Origin of the sequence: Parahoeflea alexandrii (assembly GCF_027214025.1) — a bacterium.
Taxonomy (GTDB): Bacteria; Pseudomonadota; Alphaproteobacteria; order Rhizobiales; family Rhizobiaceae; genus Hoeflea; species Hoeflea alexandrii_A.
The window spans coordinates 309,431-321,550 of record NZ_JAPWHB010000004.1 but is presented as its reverse complement, the minus strand read 5'-3'; the positions used below and the strand labels follow the sequence as shown (position 1 = coordinate 321,550).

10 protein-coding genes are annotated in these 12,120 nt (G+C 60.1%); 7 read left to right on the top strand and 3 right to left on the bottom strand.

Annotated elements, in window-relative coordinates; translation table 11 throughout:
- Positions 1–10 precede the first annotated feature (10 nt).
- Positions 11–589 carry an ATP-dependent Clp protease proteolytic subunit gene (locus O4H62_RS15130; RefSeq protein ID WP_269389069.1) on the top strand — a complete coding sequence of 193 codons (579 nt, stop codon included), beginning with the start codon at positions 11–13 and terminating at the stop codon, positions 587–589.
- Positions 590–656: 67 nt separating this feature from the next.
- Here O4H62_RS15130 and rsgA read toward each other — a convergent pair whose 3' ends face one another.
- The gene (rsgA, locus tag O4H62_RS15125; RefSeq protein WP_269389067.1) at positions 657–1,730 is read right to left on the bottom strand and encodes a ribosome small subunit-dependent GTPase A; all 1,074 of its coding nucleotides are present in this window, start codon (positions 1,728–1,730) and stop codon (positions 657–659) included.
- 185 nt (positions 1,731–1,915) lie between these two features.
- Between rsgA and O4H62_RS15120 the strand changes: the two genes are divergently transcribed.
- Entirely contained in the window at positions 1,916–2,410 is a 495-nt protein-coding gene (locus O4H62_RS15120; RefSeq protein ID WP_269389064.1) for a GNAT family N-acetyltransferase, read from the top strand.
- Positions 2,411–2,488: 78 nt separating this feature from the next.
- On the opposite strand, the gene O4H62_RS15115 is transcribed toward O4H62_RS15120, so the two are convergent.
- Both O4H62_RS15115 and O4H62_RS15110 read right to left on the bottom strand, forming a co-directional pair.
- Positions 2,489–3,730: a saccharopine dehydrogenase family protein gene (locus tag O4H62_RS15115; RefSeq protein ID WP_269389062.1), complete on the bottom strand. Its 1,242-nt coding sequence runs from the start codon at positions 3,728–3,730 to the stop codon at positions 2,489–2,491.
- 36 nt (positions 3,731–3,766) lie between these two features.
- Positions 3,767–4,864, bottom strand: a complete 1,098-nt coding sequence (locus O4H62_RS15110; protein WP_269389483.1) for a carboxynorspermidine decarboxylase — start codon at positions 4,862–4,864, stop codon at positions 3,767–3,769.
- A gap of 1,321 nt (positions 4,865–6,185) precedes the next feature.
- Between O4H62_RS15110 and O4H62_RS15105 the strand changes: the two genes are divergently transcribed.
- The 5 genes from O4H62_RS15105 to O4H62_RS15085 all read left to right on the top strand — a co-directional run bounded on the left by O4H62_RS15105 (position 6,186) and on the right by O4H62_RS15085 (position 12,106).
- Positions 6,186–7,490 (top strand): hypothetical protein, encoded by a 1,305-nt coding sequence (locus tag O4H62_RS15105; RefSeq protein WP_269389061.1) that lies wholly within the window; start codon positions 6,186–6,188, stop codon positions 7,488–7,490.
- A 56-nt stretch (positions 7,491–7,546) separates the two neighbouring features.
- Positions 7,547–8,239 (top strand): hypothetical protein, encoded by a 693-nt coding sequence (locus tag O4H62_RS15100; RefSeq protein ID WP_269389060.1) that lies wholly within the window; start codon positions 7,547–7,549, stop codon positions 8,237–8,239.
- A gap of 377 nt (positions 8,240–8,616) precedes the next feature.
- Positions 8,617–10,326, top strand: coding sequence for a 2-isopropylmalate synthase (gene leuA, locus O4H62_RS15095; RefSeq protein ID WP_269389058.1), 1,710 nt, complete (start codon positions 8,617–8,619; stop codon positions 10,324–10,326).
- Positions 10,327–10,448: 122 nt separating this feature from the next.
- The gene (locus O4H62_RS15090; protein WP_269389056.1) at positions 10,449–11,225 is read left to right on the top strand and encodes an alpha/beta fold hydrolase; all 777 of its coding nucleotides are present in this window, start codon (positions 10,449–10,451) and stop codon (positions 11,223–11,225) included.
- A 146-nt stretch (positions 11,226–11,371) separates the two neighbouring features.
- Positions 11,372–12,106: a hypothetical protein gene (locus O4H62_RS15085; RefSeq protein ID WP_269389055.1), complete on the top strand. Its 735-nt coding sequence runs from the start codon at positions 11,372–11,374 to the stop codon at positions 12,104–12,106.
- Positions 12,107–12,120 lie beyond the last annotated feature (14 nt).

The window sequence follows — 12,120 nt, the reverse complement described above, 5'->3', positions numbered from 1 at the left end:
AGACTGCCTTATGAGCGACGAAGAAGAAAAGACGACTGAACTGCCCCTGGGCAAGGAAGCGGAAGCAAACCTGTTCAAATCGCGCTCGATCTTTATCTACGGCGGCATCACCCAGGAACTGGCGCACAAGGTCTGCGCCCAGCTTGCAGCCCTTGCCGCGGCCAGCGACGACGACATCCGCATCTTCGTCAATTCACCGGGCGGCCATGTCGAATCGGGCGATTCGATCCATGACATGATCGGCTTCATCAAGCCCAAGGTCTGGATCATCGGCACCGGCTGGGTTGCCTCCGCTGGCGCGCTGATCTATGTCTCGGTGCCGAAGGAGCAGCGGCTGTGCCTGCCCAACACCCGCTTCCTGCTGCATCAACCGTCCGGCGGCACCCGCGGCATGGTCTCCGACATCGAGATCCAGGCGCGCGAGATCATCAAGATGAACGAGCGGCTGAACAGGATCTTCGCCAAGGCCACCGGCCAGAAGATCGAGAAGATCGCCGCCGACACCGACCGCGATTACTGGCTGTCGGCCGAAGAGGCCAAGGACTACGGCCTGGTGGGCAAGATCATCACCAATCAGAGCGAAATCTGAACCGAGTCCGCCGACTGACCTATCAGGCCCCGCCAGCGCAAGCCGGCGGGGCTTTTGCTTGACCGGGTTACTTCGATTTGAGCTTCTTGGCCTGCTTGACCATCTTGCCGAAGGCCTTGTCCTTCGAGCGGCGCTGGGCGAGGCTTGCGGTGTTGTGCTGGTCTTCGGCAACCAGCTTGCGCCAGCGTCCCAGCCGGGCGGCGTCGATGTCGCCGCGCTCGAGCGCCGCCAGAACCGCGCATCCGGGCTCGGTCGTGTGTTTGCAATCCGAGAAGCGGCATTCGAGCGACAGCGCATCGAGATCGGAGAAGACCTCCGCGACGCCTTCTTCCGCATCTGTCAGCTGCAGTTCGCGCACGCCCGGCGTGTCGAGCACGGCGCAGCCGTTGGGCAGGATGTGGAGCTGGCGGTGCGAGGTGGTGTGGCGGCCCTTGGCATCGTCCTCGCGGATCGCCTGCGTGGCGGCGACTTCGCTGACCGACAGCGAATTGGTAAGCGTTGACTTGCCAACACCGGAGGAGCCGAGAAAGGCGATGGTCTGGCCGGGCTTGCACCAGGGTGCCAGCTTCGATGCCGGTTCGTCGCTCTTGGCGTTGAGCGTCAGCACCGCGACGTCAGTGGAAATCGCCTCGGCGTCAGCGACATAGGGGGCCGGATCATCACAGAGATCGGGCTTGGTCAGCAGGATCACCGGCGTCACCCCGGCATCGAAGGCAAGTGCGATGTAGCGTTCCAGCCGGGCGACGTTGAAATCGAGATTGCAGGAGGTGACGATGAAGGCGGTGTCGATGTTGGCGGCGATCAGCTGGACGGAGCGGTCATGGCCGGCGGCGCGGCGCTTGATCAGGCTCTTGCGTTCGAGCAAGCGGCTGGCGCTCGGCAGGGTGCGGTCGAGCAGCAGCCAGTCGCCGACGGTGGCGTCGGCGCGGGGTGGGACCATCATGTCGATGCCGTCTCCGAGCACGCGCAATCCGCTGCGATGCACTTCGGTGACCCGGACGGGAGGTGTGGCGGCCATCTCCTCAATGCTGATCTGCTGGGCAAAGAAATTCTGCCAGCCGAGGCTTTTGAGCAGCGTGACCTGTTGCGTCGGGCTCTCGCCCTTGCCGGCGGGGGCAAGCGACGAGAAGTCACGCGTCATCAAGAATGGCTTTCATGCTCACGGGTCCCGAAACTCGAATGCGGATATCACCTGTAGCGCTTCAAGTGCCTCACATTGCGGCGCCCCGCGTTCTCTACAGGCTTTCATCATAGCATTCCATGCTATCGATGCGGAAACGATTCCGTCATGCCGGAAAATTTCCGGACAACAGCGAGGCCAGCTTCTTGATCCCGACACTTGAGACCGAACGGCTGCGGCTGAGAGCGCAGACCATGCAGGACTGGCCCGCCTATGCGGGCCTGATGATGTCCGAGCGCGCCGTGCACATGGAGGGGCCGCACACGATGGCGGAAGCCTGGGGGCTGTTCTGCCACGATCTCGCACAATGGCCGCTCCTGGGCTGCGGCGCGTTGATGATCGATGACCGCGAGACCGGCGAATGCCTTGGCCAGGTCGGCATCAATCACGGGCCACTGTTTCCCGAACACGAGCTTGGCTGGATGGTCTATCCGGGCGCCGAGGGCAGGGGCTATGCATTCGAGGCGGCTATCGCGATGCGTCGCTGGGCCTTCGACGTCCGCGGGCTCGAAACGCTGGTCAGCCACATCGATCCCGACAATCACCGCTCGCGCAAACTGGCCGAGCGGCTGGGCGCCGTACTGGAAATCGATCCTGACCGCCCGGGTCCGGAGGTTCTGGTCTACCGGCACAGGCGGTAACGGGCTTAATCAAAAAGCCCCCGCCGGGCTGACCGGCGAGGGCTTGATGTTCATGAGTCAGTGCTCAGCCTCGGGCTGTCAGGAAAAGTCCAGCGCGCGGTCGCCGTTCTCGTCCCTGATGCGGGTCGGCAGGCCGATGTGGTTCAGGATGTTGAGGAACGGCCTGGGGTCGAGTTCCTCGACATTGGCCATCTTCTTCACATCCCATTCGCCGCTGGCGACCAGCATGGCGGCTGCCACCGGCGGCACGCCGGCGGTGTAGGAAATGCCTTGCGAGCCGACTTCGTTGTAGGCGTCCTTGTGGTCGGCGACGTTATAGATGAAGACCTCGCGGTCCTTGCCGTCCTTCTGACCCTTGACGAAATCGCCGATGCAGGTCTTGCCGGTATATTCGGGCGCCAGCGAGGCCGGGTCGGGCAGGCAGGCCTTGACCACTTTGAGCGGCACGACTTCGTCGCCATTGGCGAGCTTGACCGGCTGCTCGGACAGCAGGCCGATCGATTTGAGCACGGTGAAGACGTTGATGTAGTGGTCGCCGAAGCCCATCCAGAAGCGCACATCGGCGCCGTCCATGTTCTTGGCCAGCGAATGCACCTCGTCATGGCCGCAGAGATAGGCCTTTGACGGGCCGACGACGGGCAGGTCGTAGGTCTTGCCGATCTCGAACATCTTGTTGGTCTGCCATGCACCGTTCTGCCAGGAATAGACCACGCCGGTGAATTCGCGGAAGTTGATTTCCGGGTCGAAATTGGTGGCGAAATACTTGCCGTGGCTGCCGGCGTTGATGTCGACGATGTCGACATCGGTGACCTTGTCGAAATAATCGTTCTTGGCCAGCGCCGCATAGGCGTTGACGACGCCCGGGTCGAAGCCGGCGCCCAAGATGACGGTAACGCCCTTCTCGGCGGCCTCATCGGCGCGCTTCCACTCGTAATTGCCGTACCAGGGCGGGGTCTCGCAGATCTTGCCGGGTTCCTCGTGGATGGCGGTGTCGATGTAGGCCGCACCCGTGTCGAGGCAGGCGCGCATCACCGACATGTTGAGGAAGGCGGTGCCGACATTGATGACGATCTGGGAATTGGTCGCCTTGATCAGCGCCTTGGTGGCCTCGATGTCCATGGCGTCAAGCGCATGGCCGGCGAGCACGCCCGGCTGTTTCATGGCGTTCTTTTCGCCGATCGAGGCGATGATGGCGTCGCATTTCGCCTTGGTGCGCGAGGCGATGTTGATGTCGCCGAGCACGTCATTGTTCTGGGCGCATTTGTGCGCGACTACCTGGGCGACGCCGCCGGCGCCGATGATGAGGACGTTCTTCTTCATGATGGGGACTAACTCCTGTGTCCAATCGTCAGATGCCTACGAGAGGCTGTGTTCGAAATCCGCGTAATCAAACTTGCGGACCGTTCTGAGGCTGCCATCCAGTTCGCGGATGGCGATTGACGGCATTTGCACGCCGTTAAACCAGTTCTTCTTGACCATTGTGTAACCGGCCGCGTCCTGGATCGAGATCCGGTCGCCGATCTTCACCTCGGTCGGGAAATCAAACTCGCCGAAGATATCGCCGGCCAGGCACGACTTTCCGCAGATCATGGTGCGGTGGTCACCCTTGTTGGGCTCGATCTTGGCGCTCTCGCGGTAGATCAGGAGGTCCAGCATGTGGGCCTCGATCGACGAGTCGACGATCGCCAGGTGCTTGCCGTTGTAGAGCGTGTCGAGCACGGTGACTTCCAGCGTCGTCGAGCGGGTGATCGAGGCTTCGCCGGGCTCGAGATAGACCTGCACGCCGTACTCGCCTGAGAAGCGCTTCAGCCGTTCGGCGAATTGCTCCAGCGGATAGTCCGCACCGGTGAAATGAATGCCGCCGCCGAGGCTGACCCATTCGGCCTTTTTCAGAAGCGGGCCGAATTTTTGCTCGATGTCGCCCAACATCCGGTCGAACAGGGCGAAATCGCCATTTTCGCAATTGTTGTGGATCATGAAGCCGGAGATCATCTCCATCACCGGTTCGACCTGTTTCAGATCCCATTCGCCGAGCCGCGAGAACGGCCGCGCCGGGTCGGCGAGATCGAAGGACGAGGAGGAGACGCCGGGATTGAGCCGCAAGCCGCGGATGATGGCTTTGGATTGATCTGAAAAGCGATTGAGCTGACTAATCGAATTGAAGATGATCTTGTCGGCGTGGGAGACCACCTCGTCAATCTCGTGATCGGCATAGGCCACGGAATAGGCGTGAGTTTCCTTGCCGAAGCGCTCGCGGCCGAGCCGCACCTCGTTCAATGACGACGAGGTGGTGCCGTCCATGTAGTCGGCCATGAAATCGAATACGCCCCAGGTGGCAAAGCACTTGAGCGCCAGAAGCGCCTTCGCGCCCGAAAGTTCGCGCAGGCGGGCGATCTTCTCCATGTTGATCAGGAGCTTCGACTTGTCGATCAGATAATAGGGTGTCTGGATCACGGTCTCGTTCATCCTGGGGCATCCTGGCTGTCATGGAAAGGCGTTCGCACGCGGTCGCGCGGACCCGGGCGTCAGGGGCAATTAGGAAAATCCGGTGTCACACGCAAGGCCGAAACGGGAATTTGGCGAAAAAGGGGGGCGTTTGCCGCATCTCGGGGACAGTTTACTTTCGGCAATCCGCTCGCCTTTGAACTCGGTGCCGAAAGCAAACTGTCCCCTCACTCCACGCCAAAGCCCCCGCGCGAAAATTTTCCGCCAGCGGGTTTGATCATTGGTAGTCCGGAGGGCCGCACGCGGGCTTTGCCTCTGGAATAGGTAAAAACGGTGGCGCAGCGCGCGCACGGCCCGAGTATCGCCGGATGATGTCCGCATCCGACAGGCGGCGCCTTGCAGCACACGGAGCCGGCTTATCCACCTGCCCCTCTTCAGGGCCCTCCGCCCGGATTGCTCCGGCCGCGGCCTGGACGGGCCGCGGGTTGTGGGTTTCGAGGTTCCGGCACGGACCCTGACGCGCAGCACCCGGCCCGTCATGTCCGCCACAGGCCCGGACCGGATGTTCCGTTTGCTGCCGCCGTAGCGGTGCGAAAACGGTTGCCGGCCCGGTGGCTGGCTTTGCACGGCCGCTTCGACCGCCCGCCAGCGGAGCCCCGATGGCCTCCGCCTCCTGCCCTGACCTGCCGCACGTTTCGGCAGATCCCGACAGGCCTTCCTCCCGCCTGGTCCGATACGTTCGCGATCCATCCGGCAGCGGGAGCACGGAAAGTGTGGCACGGGGCTGGAAGGTGGGGACGAAATCGGGGCGGGTTTTGGATGAGTGGCGCTGCGCGCAGCCTCTCCCCCTTGGTGGGGGAGAAAGCAAAATCATGAGCTTAGCGTCAGCTAAGTCATAGATTTTGCAAGAGAGGGGGCCGGATTCGACACAGAAAACTTCCCCTCACCTGAAAAATCTATGACTTGGCGCTCACGCACCAAGACCGTGATTTTTCTTCCTCTCCCACAAGGGGAGAGGGGGCGCGTGTCAGCCTTCTGCGGCGGCCCCCCACCCGGATCGCCTGCGCGGACGCTTGTATCCCCAACCTCCCCTCAAAGGGGGAGGTTGGGGGGCGTGGTTCCCTCAAACTCGTTCCTGCCGAACTTAATGCCGGCACCAAGCGTTGAAAAGTTCCAGAACGAGATCAAAGTACCTCAAGCTTAAGAGGCAACTTTCCGTTCTTGATTGTGCTGGCTTCCGAGTTGCGCGCACGTTGCGGTTAAGTGGCTTTGAGGTTCTATGTTATAGCGTGTATAAGGCTCGGTGCGTCAGCTGTTGATGGAGAAACACATGGCTTACAAGCGTTTACCGTTGACTTCACTGGTAGTGAATCCAGCTAATGACCGTCATGGTGAACTTGAAAACGAAACAGCCGCAATAGCACAACTATTTGCTTCGCAAGAACAGCATATGCGAAATTTGGCAAGAGATCTGGTCGCTAAGGGCGAAGTATTCGAGCCTCCACTTGTGTTTCCCGTTGGGGATAAATTCGTAGTAGCAGATGGCAATCGGCGCACCACGTGCCTCAAACTACTAGCTGCGCCGCGTCGAGCACCGACGGTGGAATTGCAACAGTTCTTCTCCGAGCTACGCAACCAATGGACAGGAAATTTCCCCGAGACAGTTGAGTGCCGAGTCGAGGTTGATCGTGATCGTGTGGATGACATTTTATTCCGCCGCCACACAGGTGTTCAGGGCGGTATAGGGCAAAGCAATTGGAACGATCGGATGAAGAATAATTTCGTCATCCGGACAGGGAAGGGAAGTGGGCTCAATTTAGCTGATGAGATAGAGAAGCGATTGAAGTCGGCACATATGCTTCCCAGTCGAAAAGTTCCACGGTCTAATATGAACCGCTTGCTTTCTGCAGAAACGTTACGTAATCGGCTGGGAATATCAGTTCGAAAGGGTAAACTGGAATTCGTAAGGGAAGAACAAGCGACCCTCCGTGCGCTGCAGCGCGTTGCGACAGATCTAGCGATGCGAACCGTTACTCTTGAGAACATCTGGGACGCTGAATCGAAACTTGAGTACATTGATCAGCTCGATCGTGAAGGTGTTCTCCCGACTGTTGCTCCAGTGAAAGGAGCGGTGCCCGCCTCAGCAACCGCTCTAGTTCCCGCCCGAGCACCGAAATCGACCTCCGGCAGGCCGAAATCGTGGCCGCACCTCATTCCCGATTTGGATTATGGCATTGTTTGGACTGCTCGCCTCCAACGTCACCGTGAAATTTGGGAAGAGTTGCAGTTTAGGCTGGAACTTTCGGAGCATCCAAATGCAATTTCGGTTTTGCTGCGCGTTCTGGTTGAGCTTTCTGTCGATTGCTACGTAGTACAGAATTCTCTCGGGACGGTGCATGAGAATGACAAGCTTTCTCGGAAAGCTGCTAAAGTTGCCGAACATATGCAAGAAAAAGGCAAGATAGATAAGAAGTATCTGGGAGCGATCAATAAACTTCAGCAGGGAGAAGGTCTTATTTCGATGGATACCCTGAATCGCTACGTTCACTCACCGAATTTCAGTGTTTCCCCAGAGCACCTGAAAATGTTGTGGGGTACTCTCTCTACATTCTTTGTTGTCTGTCTGACAACATAAGAGCAAAATGGATCTTTTTATGCCAAAAAAACTCCATATCTGGAAATGTTAAATACATGTACTCTGGTATAGAGAATATTCCTGGTAGAATTCTTGATGTAGCAATAGGCGCCTTAACTCAAGCCAATCAACACGCTGTTTACTATGATCCTGGCATGGATCATTGGACCGATATGTCGGTCTTGAATGCGGCGATGGCAGGGGAGCTTTTTCTAAAAGCTATTGTTGCCAAAGAGCATCCACTTCTAATATTTCGCGATCTTTTCTCATTAGATGATCCACTGAATCAAGATCTAAAAATTGAACATATAATCGAAAAAGGTAAGACGTACAATTTCGAGCACATGCCCAAATTGCTTTGGGTTTCTACGGGAGAACGAGTGCCGGACTTAGAGAATTTCGAAAAATTACGAAAGGCGCGAAATGCGATACAACACTTTTGCTCCCCGTCCGATTCGGTCGATTTGCGTCGCTTAGCGCTGGAATTCTTGTATAAAAATATTGACCCTCTAATAAATCGACATTTCGATCTCTGTGCGATTGAATTCCATGAAGATCCATCTGTAGGTTACGATTACGTCGTGAGATGCCTTATTCATCATGAATTGTTCTTTTCGATTCCGGATGATTTTGTCATTACGGAATTTGATTTGGCCGATGCGCTTTCTAAATGTAGCGCCGCGTATCGCAGTGGTCTTGTTAAGCGATTTTCTGCGAAAGGAATTGACTTGGCAAAGCTTACTTCATGAGCATAGCCGTCCGGAAATGATACTCGTTTCTAGTTTTAAGTGTGGGAGGCTTTACAATTCCGGAAAGCTCTTGCCATCCCGCCCCACCCACGGTATCTAGCTCCCATGAGCAAGACCTCACGCGCCAACCCGTCATCTTTTGCCCGCTTCGCGGCGGCAACGATGTCGCATGCGCGGCTTGGTGGCCTTCTGCTTCTCGCGCTTAGCGGCGATCGCCGGGCTCGTTGAGGAGCGTCCGGCGGTCGAAACCGCCGTCTGGCTCTCCCGCTCCTCTCTCGACTTTACATTTTTTCCTGAATGCAACATGACGGCCTGAGGCCGGTTGATGTCGCTTAATACGCGGCTCCCGGGATTGGGCCAGGAAACGAGAGACAATCATGACCGCACATACCGCATCCGGACAGAAGGGTATGCCGAAGGCAGCCGAGAAGTACCACGCTTACCCGCAGATCGATCTCGCCGACCGGACCTGGCCGTCCAAGCGCATCGAGACCGCGCCGATCTGGTGCTCGGTGGATTTGCGCGACGGCAACCAGTCGCTGATCAACCCGATGGGGCATGACCGCAAGGCGCGGATGTTCCAGCTGCTGCTCGACATGGGCTTCAAGGAAATCGAGATCGGTTTCCCGTCCGCCTCGCAGACCGATTTTGATTTCGCCCGCTGGTGCGTCGAAGAGGGCGGGGTGCCTGACGACGTGTCGCTGCAGGTCTTGGTGCAGTGCCGGCCCGAACTGATCACCCGCACCTTCGAGGCGCTGGAAGGCGCCAACCGGCCGATCGTGCATTTCTACAATTCGACGTCGGAACTGCAGCGCCGGGTGGTGTTCGAGAAGGATGTCGCCGGCATCAAGCAGATCGCGGTCGATGCGGCGAAGATGATCAAGGAGATGGCGGAGAAGGCCGGCGGCAATTTCCGCTTCGAGTACTCGCCGGAAAGTTTTACCGGCACCGAGCTCGAGGTGGCGCTGGAGATCTCCAACGCGGTGATCGGCATCATTCAGCCGACACCCGACAACAAGCTGATCCTCAATTTGCCGTCGACGGTGGAGATGGCGACGCCGAACATCTATGCCGACCAGATCGAATGGATGTGCAGGCACATCGACAACCGCGAGAACGTGCTGATCTCGCTGCATCCGCACAATGACCGCGGCACCGGCATCGCCGCCACCGAGCTGGGGCTGATGGCGGGCGCCGACCGGGTGGAAGGCACGCTGTTCGGCAATGGCGAGCGCACCGGCAATGTCGACGTGGTGGCGCTGGCGCTCAACATGTTCACCCAAGGGGTGGATCCGAAGCTCGACTGCTCGGATATCGAGCGGATCAAGGCGGTGTACGAGTATTCCAACGAGATGAAGATCCCCGAGCGGCATCCTTACGTCGGCGAACTGGTCTACACGGCGTTTTCCGGCTCGCACCAGGACGCCATCAACAAGGGCATGAAGGCGATCCGCAAGGCCAACAAGCCGGACTGGGAAGTGCCGTATTTGCCGATCGATCCGCAGGATGTCGGTCGCTCCTACGAGGCGATCATCCGCATCAACTCGCAATCGGGCAAGGGCGGCATCGCCTATATCCTGAAGGAGGATTACGGGCTCGACCTGCCGCGGGCGCTGCAGGTGGAGTTCCGCGAGGAAATCCAGCGGATCACCGACGAGGAAGGCGTGGAGCTGCCGCCGAAGCGGATCTACGAGAGCTTCATGCAGCTTTACGTCAACCAGCCCGGCGCGCGGCTCGGCTTTGTCGATCACCACACCCATACGGACCCCAGCAACAAGGGCATCCGCATCGTCTCGGCGGAAATCACCGACAATGGCGAGACCAGGCGGATCGAGGGCCGCGGCACCGGGCCGATCGACGGCTTCGTCAATGCGCTGTCGACCTATCTCGGAATCGAGCTGACGGTCGCCAACTATTCCGAGCACTCGATGCAGCACGGCTCGAACGCGGCGGCGATCTGCTACATGCAGATGGAGACGCCATCCGGCAAGCTCTACGGCGCGGGCGTCAACACCAACATCGTGGCGGCGTCGCTCGAGGCGGTGGTGTCGGCGGCCAACCGGGCGCTGGCAGCCGCCAAGGGCTGAGACAGAATGCATTGACCGCCGCGCCGCGATGAAAAGCGTTACAGCGACCTTTGCGCATCCAATTGGATGCGCGGCGCTGTAAGAAGCGCGGCGGTTTTCTGATGATCGAGGAGGAGCGCGCCGTGACCGGACTTCACATGGAATTTTCAGGCCCTGAAACCGGCACGCCGCTGGTGCTGCTGCACGGGTTTGGCGGCGACGGCTCGGCCTGGGCTGCGGTGAAGGCGGGGCTGCCCGCCACGGTGCGGGTGATCACGGTGGATCTTCCCGGCCATGGCGGCTCGCTTGGATCGGACGGCCGCGGCGGCGCCGGACGGATGGCCAAGGCCATTCTTGCCGGGCTGGATACGGCCGGGGTCGACCGGTTCCATCTCGCCGGCCATTCGATGGGCGGGGCGGTGTCGGCGCTGATCGCCATGCGGGCGCCCGACCGGGTCAAGTCGCTGACGCTGGTGGCGCCGGGCGGCATGGCCAAGGAGATCAATGCCGATCTGCTGGCGCGCTATGCCAAGGCCCGTTCGGCGGAAGAGATAGCCGCGTGTCTGAACGAGATGTCGGCGCCGGAGTTTGCGACGCCTCAGGCGGTGATCGACCATTTCACCGCAGCGCGCGCGAAGCCGGGCCAGATCGAGGCGCTGGACGAGACCTACCGGGCGATGTTCCCGAACGGTCCGGAAGAGGGGCAAGGGGTGCTGCCGGCCGACGCGCTTGCGGCGCTCGCCATGCCGGTGGCGGTGATCTGGGGCACCGGCGACACGGTGCTGCCGTGCCCGAAGCCGTCGGCGCTTCCGGCCTCGTTCGCCTTCAACGTGCTGCCCGGCCTTGGTCACATGCTGCCGGAGGAAGCGCCGGATGCGGTGGTGCGGGTGCTGCTCGGGGCGCTCGGCGCCGACGCCTGAGGTGCGCGAAGCCGCCTGATTGGCGGGGTTTCCGCGTCTTTACCACGTCGACAATCTGGGGCTGCCGCATTGTCGCCATCAATGGCGGTCTGTGGTAAGGAGTTGTTAACCAGTTCCCGGCCCCCATTTTCGCGTGGACCCATGCCATGACCGACCGACCCAAGAACCATTCCAACGACCGCCGCCTGTCGGACATCGTGCGCGACGTCAAGATCGCCGCCGCCGACCGCACCGATGTGGTGGTCGACATGCGCGACGCCGACCGCGCCCGGCTGGAACTGCTGGCCGAGGAAATCAGGCCTGTGCTGGCCGACATCGATCCGGCCGACGACCGCTTCGACTTCGGCCTTTCCAAGGGGCTGCAGCCGCGGCTGTGGATCGACGCGGTGGCGCATGTGCACATGGGACATGACCGCCGGGTGTTCCGCTTCGTCCGCGACACGCGGCTTGGCCGGGTGGTGATGTCGGACACCAGCGACATGGCGGCGACGGCCGACGCGGTCAGCCGCTATATCGCCGAACGGGTGATCGAGCGGGAACGGATCCTGGCCGGAGATTTCGAAGAACTGAAGGCTGGTGCGGCGGGACACAAGATGGCGGAGGAAGCCGCCTCGGAGGCTCCCGCCATGCCCCGTACGGAGACGCTTGCCTCGACGGAACAAGAAAGCGGAGCGGTCACCCAAGCCGAGAGCTCGTCCGCGCAACCGGTCAAGGCGACCAATGTGGCTCCGGCCGCAAGCACTGCTCAGGCAACGGCATCCACGCGCAACGGCGGCGCTGGCCTGGTGCTTGGCGCGTCCTGGTTCATTCTCGGCTGTGTGGCTGGCGCTGCCGCACTGGTGCTGGCCTTCTGGGACCGGATATCGGCGATGATCGGCTGAAGCCGGTCGGTGTA

Bases quoted from the DNA above. Each gene is read 5' to 3' on its own strand.
- O4H62_RS15130 (WP_269389069.1), top strand. From the start codon at position 11: ATGAGCGACGAAGAAGAAAAGACGACTGAACTGCCCCTGGGCAAGGAA.
- rsgA (WP_269389067.1), bottom strand. From the start codon at position 1,730: ATGACGCGTGACTTCTCGTCGCTTGCCCCCGCCGGCAAGGGCGAGAGC.
- O4H62_RS15115 (WP_269389062.1), bottom strand. From the start codon at position 3,730: ATGAAGAAGAACGTCCTCATCATCGGCGCCGGCGGCGTCGCCCAGGTA.
- O4H62_RS15105 (WP_269389061.1), top strand. From the start codon at position 6,186: ATGGCTTACAAGCGTTTACCGTTGACTTCACTGGTAGTGAATCCAGCT.
- O4H62_RS15100 (WP_269389060.1), top strand. From the start codon at position 7,547: ATGTACTCTGGTATAGAGAATATTCCTGGTAGAATTCTTGATGTAGCA.
- leuA (WP_269389058.1), top strand. From the start codon at position 8,617: ATGACCGCACATACCGCATCCGGACAGAAGGGTATGCCGAAGGCAGCC.
- O4H62_RS15085 (WP_269389055.1), top strand. From the start codon at position 11,372: ATGACCGACCGACCCAAGAACCATTCCAACGACCGCCGCCTGTCGGAC.